The organism is Modestobacter marinus (assembly GCF_019799945.1).
Taxonomy (GTDB): domain Bacteria; phylum Actinomycetota; class Actinomycetes; order Mycobacteriales; family Geodermatophilaceae; genus Modestobacter; species Modestobacter marinus_B.
This window is the reverse complement of the sequence record NZ_JABGCH010000003.1, coordinates 89807-107820: the sequence shown is the minus strand read 5'-3', so window position 1 is coordinate 107820 and position 18014 is coordinate 89807. Positions and strand designations below refer to the sequence as shown.

Annotated in this window: 17 protein-coding genes; 16 read left to right on the top strand and 1 reads right to left on the bottom strand. The window is 74.6% G+C overall.

The genetic code is table 11. The features are described from left to right. Positions 1-6 precede the first annotated feature (6 nt). Positions 7-411 (top strand): transcription antitermination factor NusB, encoded by a 405-nt coding sequence (gene nusB, locus HK417_RS04035; protein ID WP_222263574.1) that lies wholly within the window; start codon positions 7-9, stop codon positions 409-411. Between the two features lie 179 nt (positions 412-590). Here the strand turns inward: nusB and bldD are convergent, their stop codons facing one another. Next, complete coding sequence (bldD, locus tag HK417_RS04030; protein WP_222263571.1) at positions 591-1133, bottom strand: transcriptional regulator BldD; 543 nt, start codon at positions 1131-1133, stop codon at positions 591-593. Positions 1134-1374: 241 nt separating this feature from the next. On the opposite strand from bldD, the gene pyrR reads away from it, so the two are divergent. The 15 genes from pyrR to HK417_RS03960 all read left to right on the top strand — a co-directional run bounded on the left by pyrR (position 1375) and on the right by HK417_RS03960 (position 18014). Further along, entirely contained in the window at positions 1375-1980 is a 606-nt protein-coding gene (gene pyrR, locus HK417_RS04025) for a bifunctional pyr operon transcriptional regulator/uracil phosphoribosyltransferase PyrR (RefSeq protein WP_222263568.1), read from the top strand. Between the two features lie 76 nt (positions 1981-2056). Next, entirely contained in the window at positions 2057-2977 is a 921-nt protein-coding gene (locus HK417_RS04020; RefSeq protein WP_308123356.1) for an aspartate carbamoyltransferase catalytic subunit, read from the top strand. Further along, on the top strand, positions 2974-4260 hold the full coding sequence (locus HK417_RS04015; protein WP_222263565.1) for a dihydroorotase: 1287 nt from the start codon (positions 2974-2976) through the stop codon (positions 4258-4260). The genes HK417_RS04020 and HK417_RS04015 overlap by 4 nt, the downstream gene beginning before the upstream one ends. A 76-nt stretch (positions 4261-4336) precedes the next feature. Then, positions 4337-5503: a glutamine-hydrolyzing carbamoyl-phosphate synthase small subunit gene (gene carA / locus HK417_RS04010; RefSeq protein WP_222263562.1), complete on the top strand. Its 1167-nt coding sequence runs from the start codon at positions 4337-4339 to the stop codon at positions 5501-5503. A gap of 1 nt (position 5504) precedes the next feature. After that, positions 5505-8801, top strand: coding sequence for a carbamoyl-phosphate synthase large subunit (gene carB, locus HK417_RS04005; protein ID WP_222263558.1), 3297 nt, complete (start codon positions 5505-5507; stop codon positions 8799-8801). Continuing rightward, positions 8798-9724 (top strand): dihydroorotate dehydrogenase electron transfer subunit, encoded by a 927-nt coding sequence (locus tag HK417_RS04000; RefSeq protein WP_308123355.1) that lies wholly within the window; start codon positions 8798-8800, stop codon positions 9722-9724. Before carB ends, HK417_RS04000 begins: the two co-directional genes overlap by 4 nt. Then, on the top strand, positions 9721-10659 hold the full coding sequence (locus tag HK417_RS03995; RefSeq protein WP_308123354.1) for a dihydroorotate dehydrogenase: 939 nt from the start codon (positions 9721-9723) through the stop codon (positions 10657-10659). Before HK417_RS04000 ends, HK417_RS03995 begins: the two co-directional genes overlap by 4 nt. A gap of 73 nt (positions 10660-10732) precedes the next feature. Further along, positions 10733-11611, top strand: a complete 879-nt coding sequence (pyrF, locus tag HK417_RS03990) for an orotidine-5'-phosphate decarboxylase (protein WP_222263555.1) — start codon at positions 10733-10735, stop codon at positions 11609-11611. After that, positions 11608-11730: a hypothetical protein gene (locus HK417_RS24985; RefSeq protein WP_261325824.1), complete on the top strand. Its 123-nt coding sequence runs from the start codon at positions 11608-11610 to the stop codon at positions 11728-11730. The genes pyrF and HK417_RS24985 overlap by 4 nt, the downstream gene beginning before the upstream one ends. 209 nt (positions 11731-11939) lie before the next feature. Then, positions 11940-12293 (top strand): integration host factor, actinobacterial type, encoded by a 354-nt coding sequence (mihF, locus tag HK417_RS03985; protein WP_222263553.1) that lies wholly within the window; start codon positions 11940-11942, stop codon positions 12291-12293. 47 nt (positions 12294-12340) lie between these two features. Next, on the top strand, positions 12341-12955 hold the full coding sequence (gmk, locus tag HK417_RS03980; RefSeq protein WP_439957902.1) for a guanylate kinase: 615 nt from the start codon (positions 12341-12343) through the stop codon (positions 12953-12955). Between the two features lie 58 nt (positions 12956-13013). After that, a complete protein-coding gene (rpoZ, locus tag HK417_RS03975; protein ID WP_014741310.1) occupies positions 13014-13277 on the top strand; it encodes a DNA-directed RNA polymerase subunit omega in 264 nt (87 codons plus the stop codon). A gap of 156 nt (positions 13278-13433) precedes the next feature. Next, positions 13434-14645 carry a bifunctional phosphopantothenoylcysteine decarboxylase/phosphopantothenate--cysteine ligase CoaBC gene (gene coaBC, locus HK417_RS03970; RefSeq protein WP_222263550.1) on the top strand — a complete coding sequence of 404 codons (1212 nt, stop codon included), beginning with the start codon at positions 13434-13436 and terminating at the stop codon, positions 14643-14645. 124 nt (positions 14646-14769) lie between these two features. Next, a complete protein-coding gene (gene metK / locus HK417_RS03965; RefSeq protein WP_222263547.1) occupies positions 14770-15978 on the top strand; it encodes a methionine adenosyltransferase in 1209 nt (402 codons plus the stop codon). 89 nt (positions 15979-16067) lie between these two features. Beyond that, complete coding sequence (locus HK417_RS03960; protein ID WP_308123352.1) at positions 16068-18014, top strand: primosomal protein N'; 1947 nt, start codon at positions 16068-16070, stop codon at positions 18012-18014.

Here is an 18014-nt window from a genome sequence, read left to right as displayed (position 1 = left end):
TGACCGATGGCCGCCCGTTCCAAGGCGCGCAAGCGCGCGGTCGACGTCCTCTACGAGGCCGACCTGCGCCGCAGCGACCCGCTCGCGGTGCTCCGTGACCGGGTCGCCGACGGTGACCCGCCGGTTCCGGAGCACGCCGTCCGGCTGGTGGAGGGCGTGGTCGAGCAGCAGCCGCGGATCGACGAGCTGATCGAGCAGCACACCCGAGGCTGGTCGCTCGACCGGCTGCCCGACGTCGACCGGGCCATCCTGCGGATGGCGGTCTACGAGCTGCTGTGGGTGGACGACGTCCCGGACGCCGTGGCGATCGACGAGGCGGTGGAGCTGGCGAAGAAGCTGTCCACCGACGACTCGCCGGCCTACGTCAACGGCGTCCTCGGCGCGATCGTCGCCTCGGAGATCCCGACCTGAGGGACCCCTCTGCCCCTACGCTCGGCGCCGGACCCGCAGGGAGGCCGTACGCGAAGGGCCCACCCTGCTCGGCAGGGTGGGCCCTCGGCGTTCTCCGGCTCGGGTGCGCCGCGCGGAACAGCTCGAGCCAGGCCGGGGAACGGCTCCTGGTCGCGGTGCGGTCCGGTAGGACCGCGATGTCACCGCGGGGCGCGGCGGCGGTCCCAGCCGTTGTCGTCGCCGACGTCCTCGGTGGCGTAGCCGATGCCGTCGGCGCCGGGGGACAGGACACCCCACTCGATCAGCCGGGTGGTGAGCTCGTCGGGGCTCATGTCGTAGATGATCGCCAGCGACTTCAGATCCTCCGCGCGGATGGAGAGGACCTTGCCGTTGTAGTCGTGCCGCTGCGCCTGGATGGTCGACGCGTAGCGGGCCAGCGGGCCGGCCTCGTCGGCCGGCAGCGAGCCCAGCGACTCCAGGTTCAGCACGATCTTGGTGCTCTTGGTGACCGCCGAACTGGGCCGCGGGTCGGGCAGCAGCTCGGACACCGGCACGCCGTAGAACACGGCGAGCTCGGAGAGTCGCTGGACGGTGACCGCCCGGTCACCGCGCTCGTACGACCCCACGACCACGGCCTTCCAGCGGCCGTGGGACTTGTCCTCCACGCCCTGCAGCGACAGACCCTGCTGGTTGCGGATCGCCCGGAGGCGGGCGCCCAGCGCCCGGGAGTAGTCGGTGCTCATCGGCTCTGCTCACTGACTGTCGTTGGAAGGCGGCGGCGTTCGTGACGCAGAGTACCGACCGGGCCAGGCATGCGACAGTCCAGCGGCTCCGTTCCGGAACTTCTGCGCGCAACGGACGCGGCGAGGGTCACATCCGGGGGTGCAGTACCGTCGTCCACGGTCCCGCCTCCAGGCCGGCGCGCGTGTCGGTTACGGAGGGCTCCTTTAACGACCCGTCCAGTGAGGCGGGGAAGGAGGCCTGATGACCATGTCATCTGAGCTGTTCTCTGATCTGTCCGCCCCACCCCCGTTGCTGACCGGCGACGACGTCGCCCGGGTGGTCGACCGGGTGGCCCACCAGCTGATCGAGCGGGCAGCCAGCTCCGCTCCGGACGGCGCCGCCGACGGCGGTCTGGCCGACCTGGTCCTGGTGGGCATCCCCACCCGCGGCGCCCCGCTGGCCCGCCGGCTGGCCGCCCGCATCGAGGCGTTCACCGGCACCGCGGTTGACGTCGGCACCGTCGACATCACCCTCTACCGCGACGACCTGCGCACCCGCGGGGTGCGGGCGCTGGAGGAGACCCGGCTGCCCGCGGCGGGGATCGACGGGCGGTTGGTCGTCCTGATCGACGACGTCCTCTTCTCCGGGCGCTCGGTGCGCGCCGCCCTCGACGCGCTGCGCGACCTCGGCCGCCCGCGCGCGGTCCAGCTCGCCGTGCTGGTCGACCGCGGCCACCGGGAGCTGCCCATCCGCGCCGACTACGTGGGCAAGAACGTGCCCACGTCGCGGGCGCAGCAGGTCCGGGTGAAGCTGGCCGAGGTGGACGGCGTGGACGAGGTGCGGGTCCTGAACGGTGGTGACCGGTGAGGCGACAGGGAGTGAGCATCGCGGCGAGCTCTGCGAGCGAGGAGCGGAGCGACCGCGGAGCCGAACGGTCGGCATCGTGAGGAAGCACCTTCTGGAGGCCGGTGACCTCGACCGGGCCGACGCCACCCTGGTCCTCGACACCGCCGCGCAGATCGAGGCGGCGCTGGCCGGCCGCGAGGTCAAGAAGCTGCCCACGCTGCGCGGCCGCACGGTGGTGAACCTCTTCTTCGAGGACTCCACCCGGACCCGCATCTCCTTCGAGCTGGCGGCCAAGCGGCTGTCCGCCGACGTCATCAACTTCTCCGCCAAGGGCAGCAGCGTCTCCAAGGGCGAGAGCCTCAAGGACACCGCGCTCACCCTGGAGGCGATGGGCTCCGACGCGATCGTCGTCCGGCACCCGGCCTCCGGCGCCCCGCACCGGCTGGCGCAGTGGGTGAAGGGCAGCGTGGTCAACGCCGGCGACGGCACCCACGAGCACCCCACCCAGGCGCTGCTGGACGCCTACACGATCCGCCAGCGGCTCGGCCGGCTCGACGGCGTCCGGGTCGTGCTGGTCGGCGACGTGCTGCACAGCCGGGTCGCCCGCTCCAACGTCTGGCTGCTGCACACCCTCGGCGCCGAGGTCACCGTGGTCGCGCCGCCGACGCTGCTGCCGGTGGGGGTCGGCAGCTGGCCGGTGACGGTCGGCTACGACCTGGACGCCGCCCTGCCCAAGGCCGACGTCGTGATGATGCTGCGGGTGCAGGCGGAGCGGATGAACGCCTCGTTCTTCCCGAGCGCCCGCGAGTACAGCCGGCGCTACGGGCTGGACGCCCGCCGGATGGCCGCGCTGCCCGACGACGCGATCGTCATGCATCCCGGCCCGATGAACCGCGGCATGGAGATCGCCGCCGAGGTCGCCGACTCCGTCCGCTCCACGATCGTCGACCAGGTCGGCAACGGCGTCACCGTGCGCATGGCCGTCCTCTACCTGCTCTTGGGAGGGAGTCCCTCATGAGCGTGATCATCAAGGGCGCCCGCCCGTACGGCGAGGACGCCGCCGACCTGCTGCTCACCGACGGCCGGATCACCGCGATCGGCGACCGGCTGTCCTCCCCGGGCGCGGACGTGGTCGACGCGACCGGGCTGGTCGCCCTGCCCGGCCTGGTCGACCTGCACACCCACCTGCGCGAGCCCGGCCGGGAGGACGCCGAGACCGTCGAGACCGGCAGCCGCGCCGCGGCGCTGGGCGGCTTCACCGCGGTGCACGCGATGGCCAACACCGACCCGGTGGCCGACACCGCCGGCGTGGTCGAGCAGGTGTGGCGGCTCGGCCAGGAGGCCGGCCTGGTCGACGTCGTCCCGGTGGGGGCGGTGACCGTTGGGCTGCGCGGCGAGCGGCTGGCCGAACTCGGCGCGATGGCCGACTCAGCGGCGCGGGTGCGGGTCTTCTCCGACGACGGGCACTGCGTCGCCGACCCGGCGCTGATGCGCCGCGCGCTGGAGTACGTGAAGGCCTTCGACGGCGTCGTCGCCCAGCACGCCGAGGAGCCGCGGCTCACCGTCGGCGCGCAGATGAACGAGGGCGAGCGCTCCGCCCGGCTCGGTCTCGGCGGCTGGCCGGCCGCCGCGGAGGAGGCGGTCATCGCCCGTGACGTGCTGCTCGCCGGCCACGTCGGCGCCCGGCTGCACGTCTGCCACGTCTCGACGGCCGGCTCGGTGGACATCCTCCGCTGGGCCAAGAGCCGCGGCGTGCAGGTGACCGCCGAGGTCACCCCGCACCACCTGCTGCTCACCGACGAGTGCGCCGAGACCTACGACCCGGTCTTCAAGGTGAACCCGCCGCTGCGCACCGAGGCCGACGTGCAGGCCCTGCGCGAGGGCCTGGCCGACGGGACGATCGACGCGGTCGGCACCGACCACGCCCCGCACGCGGTGGAGGACAAGGAGAGCGAGTGGGCCGCCGCCCGGCCCGGGATGCTGGGCCTGGAGCAGGCGCTGTCCGTCGTCCTGGAGACCATGGTCGAGCCCGGCCTGCTCGACTGGCGTGGTGTGGCCGACCGGATGTCGGTCCGCCCGGCGGCCATCGGCCGCCTCGGCGCGCACGGGCGGCCGCTTGCCGTCGGCGAGCCCGCGAACCTGCTGCTGCTCGACCCCACGCACCGGGCCGCCGTCGACCCGGCCGCGCTGGCCAGCCGCAGCCGCAACAGCCCCTATGCCGGCCGGGAGCTCCCCGGCCGGGTGGTCGCCACGTTCCTGCGGGGGACCGCGACCGTTCTGGACGGGAAGGCAACACGGTGAGGCGACAGGAAGTGAGCATCGCAGTGAGCTCTGCGAGCGAGGAGCGGAGCGACCGCGGAGCCGAACGGGGTGCACAGTGAGCTCAGCGATCCTCGTGCTCGAGGACGGCAGGACATTCCGCGGCGAGGCCTACGGCACGGTCGGGACGACGGTCGGTGAGGCGGTCTTCGCGACCGGCATGACCGGGTACCAGGAGACCCTCACCGACCCCAGCTACGCGCGGCAGATCGTCGTGATGACCGCGCCGCACATCGGCAACACCGGGGTCAACGTCGAGGACGACGAGAGCCGCCGGATGTGGGTGGCCGGGTTCGTCGTCCGCGACGCCGCCCGCCGGCCGGCCAACTGGCGGGCCACCGGCAGCCTGGACGACGAGCTCGTGGCGCAGGGCGTCGTCGGGATCAGCGGCCTGGACACCCGCGCGCTGACCCGCCACCTGCGCGACCGCGGCGCGATGCGCGCCGGGATCAGCAGCGAGGGGCTGTCGGCGGAGGAGCTGCTGGCCCGGGTCACCGCCAGCCCGCAGATGACCGGCGCCGACCTCGCCCCCTCGGTGAGCGCCGACCGGCCGTACGTGGTCCCGGCGATCGGGGAGAAGCGGTTCCAGATCGCCGCGCTCGACCTGGGCATCAAGACCGCGACCCCGCGGTCGCTGGCCGAGCTCGGCGTGGAGACCCACGTGCTGCCGGCCACCGCCACCGCCGCCGAGCTGCTCGAGCTCGGCGTCGACGGCGTCTTCGTCTCCAACGGTCCCGGCGACCCCGCGGCCGCCGACTACGCGGTCGAGGCCGTCCGCGGGGTCCTGGAGGCGCGCCGCCCGCTGTTCGGCATCTGCTTCGGCAACCAGATCCTCGGCCGCGCGCTGGGCCTGGGCACCTACAAGCTGCGATTCGGGCACCGCGGGCTCAACCAGCCGGTGCTCGACCGGGTCAGCGGCACGGTGCGGGTCACCAGCCACAACCACGGCTTCGCCGTCGACGCGCCGCTGGACCGGCCGGTCGACACCCCGTTCGGACCGGTCGAGGTCAGCCACGTGGGCCTCAACGACGACGTCGTGGAGGGGCTGCGGCTGCTCGAGGCCCCCGCCTTCAGCGTGCAGTTCCACCCCGAGGCCGCCGCCGGCCCGCACGACGCCCACCCGCTGTTCGGTCGGTTCGTCGACCTGATGGCCGCCGAGAAGCAGCGCGGGGACGCCGTCTCCCCACCGTTGACCGTGCACGACTCCACCGGTGAGGAGGCCTGAGATGCCAAAGCGCACCGACATCCAGCACGTGATGGTGATCGGCTCCGGTCCGATCGTCATCGGGCAGGCCAGCGAGTTCGACTACTCCGGCACCCAGGCCTGCCGGGTGCTCAAGGCCGAGGGGCTGCGGGTCAGCTTGGTCAACAGCAACCCGGCGACGATCATGACCGACCCCGAGGTCGCCGACGCCACCTACATCGAGCCGCTCACCCCGGACTTCGTCGAGCGGGTCATCGCCGCCGAGCGCCCGGACGCGCTGCTGGCCACCCTCGGCGGGCAGACCGCGCTCAACATCGCGATCGGGCTGTACGAGAACGGCGTCCTGGAGAAGTACGGCGTCCAGCTCATCGGCGCCGACGTCGACGCGATCAACCGCGGCGAGGACCGGCAGATGTTCAAGGACATCGTCCGCTCCATCGGCGCCGACGCCCCCCGGTCGACGGTCTGCTCGAGCGTCGAGGAGGCGCTGGCCACCGTGGAGGAGGTCGGCTACCCGGTGGTCATCCGGCCGAGCTTCACGATGGGCGGGCTCGGCTCGGGCATCGCCACCGACGAGCCGATGCTGCGCCGGATGGCCGGCCACGGGCTGGCCGACTCCCCGGTCCACACCGTCCTCATCGAGGAGTCGGTGCTCGGCTGGAAGGAGTACGAGCTCGAGCTGATGCGCGACCGCAGCGACAACGTGGTGGTGATCTGCTCGATCGAGAACATCGACGCGATGGGGGTGCACACCGGCGACTCGGTGACCGTGGCCCCGGCGATGACCCTCACCGACCGCGAGTACCAGCAGATGCGCGACGTCGGCATCGCGGTGCTGCGGGCGGTCGGGGTGGAGACCGGCGGCTGCAACATCCAGTTCGCCGTCCACCCGGAGACCGGCCGGCTGGTCGTCATCGAGATGAACCCGCGGGTCTCCCGGTCCAGCGCGCTGGCGTCGAAGGCGACCGGCTTCCCGATCGCCAAGATCGCCGCGAAGCTGGCGATCGGCTACACCCTCGACGAGATCACCAACGACATCACCGGGGTCACCCCGGCGTCGTTCGAGCCGGCGCTGGACTACGTCGTGGTGAAGATCCCGCGGTTCGCCTTCGAGAAGTTCCCCGGCGCCGACCCGCGGCTGACCACCACGATGAAGAGCGTCGGCGAGATCATGGCGCTGGGCCGCAACTTCACCGAGGCGCTGGGCAAGGCGATGCGGTCCACCGAGACCAAGGCCGCCGGGTTCTGGACCGGACCGGAGGACGGGTCGAGCGCCGAGGAGCTGCTCGAGGCGCTGCGCACGCCGGTCGACGGGCGGCTGTACCTGGCCCAGCGGGCGCTGGCCGCCGGCGCCACCGTCGAGCAGGTCGCGCGGGCCAGCGGCTTCGACGCCTGGTTCGTCGACCAGATCGCCCTGGTCGACGAGGTGGGCGAGGAGGTGCGGGCCGCCCCGGCGCTCACCCCGGAGCTGCTGCGCCGGGCCAAGCGGCACGGCCTGTCCGACCGGCAGGTCGCCGCGCTGCGCCCGGAGCTGTCCGGGGAGGACGGCGTCCGGCTGCTGCGGCACCGGCTGGGGATCCGCCCGGTCTACAAGACCGTGGACACCTGCGCAGCCGAGTTCGCCGCCCGCACGCCCTACCACTACTCCTCCTACGACGAGGAGACGGAGGTCGAGCCGCGGGACAAGCCGGCGGTGCTCATCCTCGGCTCCGGCCCCAACCGGATCGGCCAGGGCGTCGAGTTCGACTACTCCTGCGTGCACGCGGTGATGGCGCTGCAGGACGCCGGCTACGAGGCGGTGATGGTCAACTGCAACCCGGAGACCGTCTCCACCGACTACGACACCGCCGACCGGCTGTACTTCGAGCCGCTGACCTTCGAGGACGTCCTGGAGGTCGTCGAGGCCGAGCGGGCCGCCGGGCCGGTTGCCGGGGTCATCTGCACCCTCGGCGGGCAGACCCCGCTGGGCCTGGCGCAGCGGCTCAAGGACGCCGGCGTCCCGGTGCTCGGCACCGCCCCCGAGGCGATCGACGCCGCCGAGGACCGCGGCGAGTTCTCCCGGGTGCTGCACGACACCGGGCTGCCCGCGCCCAAGCACGGCACCGCCACCACGTTCGCCGAGGCCCGGGAGATCGCCGCGGCGGTCGGCTACCCGGTGCTGGTCCGCCCCTCCTACGTGCTGGGCGGCCGCGGCATGGAGATCGTCTACGACGACGCCACGCTGGAGTCCTACATCACCAAGGCCACCGACGTGAGCAACGACCACCCGGTGCTGGTCGACCGGTTCCTGGAGGACGCGATCGAGATCGACGTCGACGCGCTCTACGACGGCACCGACCTGTACCTCGGCGGGGTCATGGAGCACATCGAGGAGGCCGGGGTGCACTCCGGCGACTCGGCCTGCGCCCTGCCGCCGATCACCCTGGGCAGCGCCGACCTGGCGCACATCCGCACCGCGACCGAGGCGCTGGCCGCCCGGATCGGGGTGCGCGGGCTGATGAACGTGCAGTACGCGCTCAAGGACGACGTCCTCTACGTGCTGGAGGCCAACCCGCGGGCCAGCCGGACCGTGCCGTTCGTCTCGAAGGCCACCGCCGTGCAGCTGGCCAAGGCCGCGGCGCGCATCGCGGTGGGGGAGACCATCGCCGAGCTGCGGACCGCCGGGGTGCTCCCGGCGACCGGCGACGGCGGCGAGATGCCGGCCGACGCGCCGATCGCGGTCAAGGAGGCCGTGCTGCCCTTCCACCGGTTCCGCACCGTGGAGGGCCACGGCGTGGACACCATCCTCGGCCCGGAGATGAAGTCCACCGGCGAGGTGATGGGCATCGACGCCGAGTTCGGCACGGCGTTCGCCAAGTCGCAGGCCGCCGTCTACGGGGACCTGCCCACCACCGGCACGGTGTTCGTCTCGCTGGCCAACCGGGACAAGCGCTCGGCGATCTTCCCGGTGAAGCGGCTGGCCGATCTCGGGTTCACCGTGCTCGCCACCGTCGGCACCGCGCAGGTGCTGCGCCGCAACGGGGTGGCCTGCGAGGTCGTCGGCAAGTTCTCCGAGGGCCCGGGCAACGTCGTCGAGCGGATCCTCAGCGGGGACGTCGACATCGTGGTGAACACCCCGTTCGGGACGCCCGGAAACAGCGGGCCCCGCCTGGACGGCTACGAGATCCGCGCCGCCGCGGTGACCGCCGGGATCCCCTCCATCACCACCGTGCAGGGTCTGGCGGCGGCGGTGCAGGGCATCGAGGCGCTGCGCCGCGGTCACCTCGGCGTCCGCAGCCTGCAGGACCTGCACCGCGCGCTCGCCGAGGCCGGCACGTGACCGCCGGCCCCGACCGCCCTCCCGCCGCGGAAGTGGCCACTTCTGCCCTGGGGTACCTGACCGAGCCGGCGCCGGTGGCGGAGGAGCCGCCGGTGCAGCGGGTGGTCGAGGTGGCCGGACGGCGGCCGGTCGGGGCGTACGTCGAGCTCACCCTGGCCGCGCCCGCGATCGCCGAGCGGGCGGTGCCCGGGCAGTTCGTCGCCTTCGCCGTCGGGGACCGCACCTCCGCGATGGTGCTGCGCCGGTCGATCGCGATCGCCGGCACCGCGGACGGGCAGGTGACCGTGGTCGTCTCCCCGCACGGTGCCGGGTCGACCTGGCTCGCCGGGCTGCGGCCCGGGGACGCCGTGGACGTCGTCGGCCCGCTCGGTCGGCCCTATCCGATGCCCGCGCCGGGCACCCCGGCGCTGCTGGTCGGCGGCGGCTACGGCGCCGCGGCGCTGGTCGGCCTGGCCGGGCGGCTGCGCGCCGCCGGGTCCCGGGTCGCGGTGGTCTCCGGCGCGGCGAGCGCGGACCGGCTGTGCTCCGGCGAGGAGCTCACCGCGCTGGCCGACCCGTTCGTGGTGACCACCGACGACGGCAGCGCCGGCCGCCGGGGCTGGGTGACCGACGCCGCCGCCGAGCTGGTCGGCGGGGTGGGCGTGGTCTACGCGTGCGGGCCGATGGGGATGCTGCGGGCGGTCGCCGAGCAGGCGACGGCGGCCGGGGTGCCCTCCTACGTCGCGGTGGAGGAGTCGATGGCCTGCGGGATCGGGGTGTGCATGACCTGCGTGCTGCCGGTGGTCGGCGCCGACGGGCGGACCCGGTTCAGCCGGTCCTGCACCGAGGGGCCGGTGTTCGGCGGGGACCGGGTGCGATTCGCCGACGTTGGGACGCTCACCGCCGACGTGGTCGGCGCGGACGCGATGGGGGTGGTGGCGTGACCGTCACGGAGACCGCGGTCGACATGTCGACCGCCCTCGGCTCGGCGGCGATCCCGAGCCCGGTGCTCACCGCTTCGGGGTGCTCGTCGTTCGGCCGGGAGCTCGAGCCGTTCGTCGACCTCGCCGCGATCGGCGCCGTGGTCACCAAGTCGGTGCAGCTGCGCCCCCGCTCGGGCCGGCCCACCCCGCGGATGGCCGAGACGCCCAGCGGCATGCTGAACTCCATCGGCCTGCAGGGACCGGGCATCGACGGCCTGCTGGCCGAGGAGCTGCCCTGGCTGGCCGCACGCGGCGCCCGCGCGCTGGTCTCCATCGCCGGCACCCGGGTCGAGCACTTCGCCGAGCTCGCCACCCGGCTGCGGGGCGTGCCCGGGGTGCTCGGCATCGAGGTCAACATCTCCTGCCCCAACGTGGAGAGCCGCGGCGAGGTCTTCGCCTGCGACCCGGTCGCGGCCCGCGACGTGGTCCGCGCGGTGCGCGAGGCGGCCGACCCGGCCCAGCCGGTCTACGCCAAGCTCAGCCCGGACGTCACCGACATCGTCCCGGTCGCGGCGTCCTGCGCCGACGCCGGGGCGGACGGGCTGTCGATGATCAACACACTGCTCGGGCTGGTCATCGACCCGGACACCATGCGCCCGGTGCTCGGCGGGATCACCGGCGGCCTGTCCGGCCCGGCCGTCCGCCCGGTCGCGCTGCGCTGCGTGTGGCAGGTGCACCAGGCGCTGCCCGGGGTGCCGATCCTGGGCATGGGCGGCATCCGCAGCGGCCTGGACGCGCTGCAGTTCGTGCTCGCCGGCGCCAGCGCGGTCTCGGTGGGGACGGCGGTCTTCAACGACCCGTCGGCGCTGACGCGCATCCACACCGAGCTGGCCGCGGCGCTGGCCGAACGGGGGTTCGCCCGGCTCACCGACGCCGTCGGGTACGCGCACAGATGACCGAGCTCGCGAGGTCGTCCAGGGACAGGGCACCGTCAGTCAGGAGGCCGACGAGCGCCAGCGAGGAGGTCGCGTGACCGAGCCCTTCGGCGCCCGGCTGGCCGACGCGGTCGCCGCCCGGGGCCCGCTGTGCGTCGGGATCGACCCGCACGCGTCGCTGCTGGGTGGCTGGGGGCTGGCCGACGACCCGGCCGGGCTGGCCCGCTTCACCGACGCGGTGGTGGACGCGCTGGCCGGGCACGTCGCCGTCCTCAAGCCGCAACTGGCGTTCTACGAGCGGCACGGGTCCCGGGGGGTCGCCGTCCTGGAGGACGCCGTCGCCCGGGCCCGCGCGGCCGGCGCCCTGGTGCTGCTGGACGCCAAGCGCGGCGACATCGGCTCGACGATGGATGCCTACGCCGACTACCTCCGCCCGGACCACCCGCTGGCCGTCGACGCGCTCACCGTGAGCCCCTACCTGGGGCCGGGATCGCTGCAGCCGGCGGTCGACACCGCCCGGCAGCACGGCGGCGGGCTGTTCGTCCTCGCCCGCACCTCGAACCCGGACGCCGGCACCCTCCAGCACGCGCTGGTGGGGGACCGCAGCGTCGCCCAGGTCGTGGTGGACACCGTGCGCGGCTGGAACACCCCCGGCTGGGTGGTCGGGGACCCGCTGCCCGACGTCGCCGCCGTCCGGGACGTCGCCGGCCGCTGGGGGCCGGGAACGGGGTCCTTCGGCGTCGTGGTGGGGGCGACGCTGCGCGAGCTGGACGTCGACCTCGACGGGCTCGGCGGACCGGTGCTCGCTCCCGGGCTGGGCGCCCAGGGCGGGTCGGTCGCCGACCTGCGCCGGTTGTTCGGCACCGGCACCGCCGTCGTCCCGACCGTCTCCCGCGACGTGCTGTCCGCCGGCCCCGACGCGGGCGCCCTGCGCACGGCAGCCGACCGGTGGACGGCCGAGCTCGCCGGATGAGGCGGGCCGGGCCCTGGCTGGTCGCCACGGTCGGGCAGGCGCGGGGGGAGCCCGCCCGGTGCACGACCCTGCTCCGGTCCGGGGGCGCGGTGCTGTGGCCCGATCGGGCGCTGACCTGACGTAACCGTCCGTGTGCGTCGTGTGTATGGCGGCACCGTGGCGGCTACAGCGCACCTGTCCACGACAGTTGGCGTGGGGGCTGGCGACACCGGGCGTTCTCGCTTGGTTAGGTTGTCGCCGAGGCTCACACCGCGGGCCGCACGCGTACGACGTCCACCCCGAGGAACCGCCGGTCCCGTGGCCGGCACGATCACGATTGGGTTGCTCCGTGCCCCTTCCCGAGTTGTCCCCCGAACAGCGTGCCGCTGCCCTGGAGAAGGCGGCTGCGGCCCGCAAGGCCCGTGCCGAGCTGCGCGAGCGGCTCAAGAGCAAGGGCGCCACGGTCGGTGACGTCCTCAAGCAGGGTGAGACCGACGAGGTGATCGGCAAGATGCGCGTGTCGGCGGTGCTCGAGTCGCTGCCCGGCGTCGGCAAGGCACGGGCCGCCAAGATCATGGAGCGGCTCGAGATCTCCCCGACGCGGCGGGTGCGTGGGCTCGGCGCCAACCAGCGCAAGGCGCTGGAGGCCGAGTTCGGCGGCGAGAAGGTCGAGGCCGACCAGGTCCCCGAGGGCGCCGTCTGAACGGTCGCCGTGGTGGTCCCCGACCACTCCGGTGCGATGATCGACCAGTGCGAGACCTGACCCGCGCGCGGCTGACCGTGCTCTCCGGTCCCTCCGGCGTCGGGAAGGGCACCGTCGTGGCCGAGGTCCGGCGCCGGCACCCGGAGGTCTGGGTGTCGGTGTCGGTCACCACCCGCAGGCCCCGCCCGGGCGAGGTGGACGGCGAGCACTACTGGTTCGTCGACGACGCCTTCTTCGACTCGCTGATCGCCAGCGACGGGCTCCTGGAGTGGGCGTCCTACGCGGGCCACCGGTACGGCACCCCGAAGGCGCCGGTCGACGAGCAGCTGGCCGCGGGCTCGCCGGCGCTGCTGGAGATCGAGCTGCAGGGCGCCCGGCAGGTCCGGGAGCGTGCGCCGGAAGCCCAGCTGGTGTTCCTCGCGCCGCCGTCCTGGGGTGAGCTGGTCTCCCGGCTGGCGGGCCGGGGCACCGAGGCACCGGAGGTCCAGTCCCGCCGGCTGGCCCTCGCGCAGGCCGAGCTGGACGCCGCGGGGGAGTTCGACGTGGTGGTCGTCAACGACGACGTGGCCAGGGCCGCCGACGAGTTGGTAAGCTGGCTGACTGCGCCGCCCCGCGAGCCCTCCCTCCCGAGGACCTCGGGCCGCGGGGACGCCCCCGAGTGAGCGCTGCCGGCACCGCCGGTGGCCCACTCCCACGATCGGAGAAGGAGCACGCTCGCCCGTGTCCGGAGTCGCACCCGCCCCTGAGGGCATCACCAACCCGCCGATCGACGAGCTGCTTGAGCGCACCAGCAGCAAGTACGGCCTGGTGATCTACGCCGCCAAGCGCGCGCGCCAGATCAACGCCTACTACAGCCAGCTCTCCGAGGGTCTGCTGGAGTACGTCGGCCCGCTCGTCGACACCGCGCCGCAGGAGAAGCCCCTGTCGATCGCGCTGCGCGAAATCAACGAGGGCCTGCTGACCCACACCGCCGGCGAGAACTGAGGCCCCGTCCCGGGTCCCGACCTGAGCTCGCGAAGGGTGGGGAGGACGGGGTCCTTTTACCTGCGAGGGGGTCGTTCCACCCTTACTGATGACGAAGCACCCGGCTCCGGCCGGGTGCTTCGTCGTTCCCGGGGCGGGGCGGGGAGGATCGTCGGCATGAGTCGCATCGTGCTCGGCGTGGGCGGCGGCGTGGCCGCCTACAAGTCGGCGCTGCTGCTGCGCGCGCTGACCGAGGTGGGACACGACGTGCGCGTCGTCCCCACCGCCTCGGCGCTCCGCTTCGTGGGCGCGGCGACGTTCGAGGCGCTGTCCGGCAACCCGGTGAGCACCGAGGTCTGGGACGACGTCCCCGAGGTGGCCCACGTGCGGATCGGGCAGCAGGCCGACCTGGTCCTGGTCAGCCCGGCCACCGCCGACCTGCTCGCCCGCGCCGCCGCCGGCCGGGCCGACGACCTGCTCACCGCCACCCTGCTGACCGCGCACTGCCCGGTCGTGTTCGTCCCGGCGATGCACACCGAGATGTGGCTGCACCCGGCCACCCAGGACAACGTGGCCACGCTGCGCCGCCGCGGCTCCGTCGTGCTGCCGCCCGCGGTCGGCCGGCTCACCGGCCCCGACTCGGGCCCGGGCCGGCTCCCCGAGCCCGCCGACGTCGCGGCCCTGGCCGAGGTCGTGCTCACCGCCGGGCCCGGCGCGCTGGCCCCGGACCTGGCCGGACGGCGGGTCGTCATCAGCGCCGGGGGCACCCGGGAACCCCTGGACCCGGTCCGCTTCCTGGGCAACCGCTCCTCGGGGATGCAGGGCTGGGCGCTGGCCCGGGTCGCCGCCGCCCGGGGCGCCGAGGTGGTGCTCGTCGCTGCGAACGTCGAGCAGCCGGCGCCGTTCGGCGTCCGGGTGGTGCCGGTGGAGACCGCCGAGCAGCTGCGGACGGCGATGCTGGCCGAGTCGGCCGGCGCGGACGTCGTCGTCATGGCCGCCGCGGTCGCGGACTTCCGGCCCGCCTCCGTGGCCGGCACCAAGCTGAAGAAGGGCAGCGCCGCCGAGCCCAGCTCGGTGGAGCTGGCACGCAACCCCGACGTCCTGGTCGAGCTGGTCGCCGCGCGCGCACCCGGCCAGCTCGTCGTCGGCTTCGCCGCCGAGACCGGGGACGCGGAGGGCGACGTGCTCACCCACGCGCGGGCCAAGCTCGCCCGCAAGGGGGCCGACCTGCTGGTGGTCAACGACGTCTCGGCCGGTCAGGTGTTCGGCCGGGCCGACAACGAGGTCACCGTGCTCGCCGCCGACGGCACCGCGACCCCCGTGCCCCCCGGCCGCAAGGACGGCGTGTCGGTCGGCATCTGGGACGTCGTCGGCACCCACCTCGGCTGACCGGGACCGCCACCCCGGGCGGTCGCGGGCCACGCCCGTCGGCCGCCCCCGGTAGCCTCGGTCGCGGGTCCACCCACCACCGGCTGCAGACGCCGCGCCGGCCACCGAACGCAGGGAGTACCGAGTGTCACGCCGCCTCTTCACGTCCGAGTCGGTGACCGAGGGCCACCCCGACAAGATCGCGGACCAGATCAGCGACTCGATCCTCGACGCCATGCTCGAGCAGGACCCGCGCAGCCGGGTCGCCGTCGAGACGATGATCACCACCGGTCAGGTCCACATCGCCGGTGAGGTCACCACGGCCGGCTACGTGGAGATCGCCGAGATCGTCCGCAAGACCATCCTCGGCATCGGCTACGACTCGTCCCGCAAGGGCTTCGACGGCGCCTCCTGTGGCGTCAGCGTGTCCATCGGCGCCCAGTCACCCGACATCGCCCAGGGCGTGGACACCGCCTACGAGGCGCGCACCGGTGCAGAGCACCGCGCCGCGGTCGCCGAGGACCTCATCGAGCGGCAGGGCGCCGGCGACCAGGGGCTGATGTTCGGCTACGCGGTCGACGAGACCCCCGAGCTCATGCCGCTGCCGATCGCGCTGGCCCACCGGCTGGCCCGCCGGCTGGCCACGGTGCGCAAGGACGGCTCCGTGCCCTACCTCCGCCCCGACGGCAAGGTCCAGGCCACCGTCGTCTACGAGGACGACCGGCCGGTCGCCGTCGACACCGTCGTCGTCTCCTCCCAGCACGCCGACGACATCTCGATCGAGACGCTGCTCGCTCCCGACGTGCAGGAGCTCGTCGTCGAGCCCGAGCTCGCCGCGCTCGGCCTGCCCACCACCGGCTACCGGCTGCTGGTCAACCCCACCGGCAAGTTCGTCATCGGCGGCCCGATGGGCGACGCCGGCCTGACCGGTCGCAAGATCATCGTCGACACCTACGGCGGCATGGCCCGGCACGGCGGCGGGGCGTTCTCCGGCAAGGACCCGTCGAAGGTGGACCGCTCCGGCGCCTACGCGATGCGCTGGGTCGCCAAGAACGTGGTCGCGGCGGGCCTGGCCCGCCGTTGCGAGGTGCAGGTCGCCTACGCGATCGGCGCCGCCCACCCGGTCGGGCTGTTCGTCGAGACCTTCGGCACCAGCACCGTGCCCGAGGACGTGCTGGAGAAGGCGATCACCTCGGTGTTCGACCTGCGGCCGGGCGCGATCGTGCGGGACCTGGACCTGCTCCGCCCGATCTACGCGCCGACCGCCGCCTACGGGCACTTCGGCCGCACCGACGTCCAGCTGCCCTGGGAGCGGCTGGACCGCGTCGACGCGCTGAAGTCCGCCGTGGGCTGAAGGACCCTGCCCTCCTCACCGCTCGCACGCTCGCGGTGAGCCTCTGGGCGGGGCCGGAGGCTGTCGGTACCGACGGGGAGACTGTCGGTGTGCGCGTGGCCCGGGTCGTCGTCGATGTGCCGTTGGCCCACCTGGACCGGCCGTTCGACTACGCCGTCCCCGACGAGCTCGCCGAGCAGGTGGTGGCCGGCTGCCGGGTCCGGGTGCGCTTCGCCGGGAAGCTGCTGGACGGCGTCGTCCTGGAGCTCGGCGACAGCACCGAGCACGGCGGCCGGCTCGCGCCGCTGGCCAAGGTGGTCTCCAGCGAGCCGGTGCTCACCCCCGAGGTCGCCGCGCTGGCCCGGTCGGTCGCCGACCGCTACGCCGGGTCGATGACCGACGTGCTCCGGCTGGCGCTGCCGCCGCGGCGGGCCGCGCCCGAGAAGCGCCCGGTGGCCGACCCGCCGCCGGTCCCGCCGGCGCCGGACCCGGCCGGTTTCGCCCGGTACCCGACCGGGCCGCAGCTGCTCGCCGCCGTCGCCGGGGGTAACCCGGCCCGCGCGGTCTGGACGGCGCTGCCGGGGGAGGACTGGCCGGCCCGGCTGGCCGAGCTGTGCCAGGCCGCCCTCTCCGGAGGGCGCGGGGCGCTGGTCGTCGTCCCGGACGGCAAGGACCTCGACCGGCTCGCCGCCGCGGCAGAGGCGCGGCTGCCGGCCGGCTCGGTCGCCGTGCTACGTGCCGACGCCGCGCCCGACACGCGGTACGCCCGCTTCCTGACCGCGGCCCGCGGCTGCGCCCAGGTCGTGCTCGGCACCCGCGGCGCGGTGTTCGCACCGGTGCGCGACCTCGGCCTGGTCGTGATCTGGGACGACGGCGACGACCTGCACGCCGAGCCCCGCGCGCCCTATCCGCACGCCCGCGACGTGCTCGTGCACCGGGCGCACCTGGCCTCCTGCGCCGCGGTGGTGGCCGGCACCGCGCGCACCGCGGAGGCGGCCCTGCTGGTGGAGTCCGGCTGGGCGCACGAGCTGGTCGCCGACCGGGCCGTCCTGCGCGCCGCCGCGCCGCGGGTGCAGGCACTGGGCAGCGACTTCGAGCTGGCCCGCGACCCGGCCGCCCGCTCCGCCCGGCTGCCCACCCTGGCCTTCGACGCGGCCCGCAAGGCGCTGCAGGCCGGCGCACCCGTGCTGGTCCAGGTGCCCCGGGCCGGCTACGTGCCCTCGCTGGTCTGCGACCGGTGCCGGGCCCCCGCGCGCTGCCCGCACTGCGCCGGCCCGCTCGGGGTCTCCCCGGCACCCGGACCCGGCGGGGTGCGCATCGCCGCCTGCCGCTGGTGCGCGCGCCCGGCCGCGACCTTCGAGTGCCCGCACTGCTCCGGCACGAAGCTGCGGGCCGCCGTCGTGGGCGAGGCGCGCACGGCCGAGGAGCTCGGCCGGGCGTTCCCGGGCGCCGCCGTCCGGGTGTCCGGGAGCCGGTCCGGAGTGCTCGCCACGGTGCCCGGCGGGCCGGCCCTGGTGGTCGCGACGCCGGGGGCGGAGCCGATCGCCGCGGGCGGGTACGGCGCGGCGCTGCTGCTGGACTCCTGGGCGCTGCTCGGCCGGGCCGACCTGCGCGCCGGGGAGGAGACGCTGCGCCGGTGGGCCAACGCCGCCACGCTGGTCCGGGCCGGCGGGCCGGTGGTCGTCGCCGCCGACGCCGGGCACCCCGTGGTGCAGGCACTGGTGCGCTGGGACCCGGCCGGCCTGGCCGCGCGGGAGCTGGCCGACCGGCGCGAGCTCGGGTTCCCGCCGGCCACCCGGATGGCCTCGCTGTCGGCCTCGCCCGCGGCGCTGGCCGACTTCCTGGAGGCGCTGCGGCTGCCCGAGGGCGCCGACGTGCTCGGCCCGGTCCCCGAGCCCCCGCGCCCGGGTCAGGAGGGCGAGCGGTACCTCGTGCGGGTGCGGCGCAGCGACGGGCTGGCACTGGCCCGGGCGCTGCACGACGTCCAGGGGGTGCGCAGCGCCCGCAAGGTTGCCGAGCACGTCCGGGTCCAGCTCGACCCGCTCGAGCTCGCCTAG

Bases quoted from the DNA above. Each gene is read 5' to 3' on its own strand.
- nusB (WP_222263574.1), top strand. From the start codon at position 7: ATGGCCGCCCGTTCCAAGGCGCGCAAGCGCGCGGTCGACGTCCTCTAC.
- bldD (WP_222263571.1), bottom strand. From the start codon at position 1,133: ATGAGCACCGACTACTCCCGGGCGCTGGGCGCCCGCCTCCGGGCGATC.
- pyrR (WP_222263568.1), top strand. From the start codon at position 1,375: ATGACCATGTCATCTGAGCTGTTCTCTGATCTGTCCGCCCCACCCCCG.
- HK417_RS04015 (WP_222263565.1), top strand. From the start codon at position 2,974: ATGAGCGTGATCATCAAGGGCGCCCGCCCGTACGGCGAGGACGCCGCC.
- carB (WP_222263558.1), top strand. From the start codon at position 5,505: ATGCCAAAGCGCACCGACATCCAGCACGTGATGGTGATCGGCTCCGGT.
- HK417_RS24985 (WP_261325824.1), top strand. From the start codon at position 11,608: ATGAGGCGGGCCGGGCCCTGGCTGGTCGCCACGGTCGGGCAGGCGCGG.
- coaBC (WP_222263550.1), top strand. From the start codon at position 13,434: ATGAGTCGCATCGTGCTCGGCGTGGGCGGCGGCGTGGCCGCCTACAAG.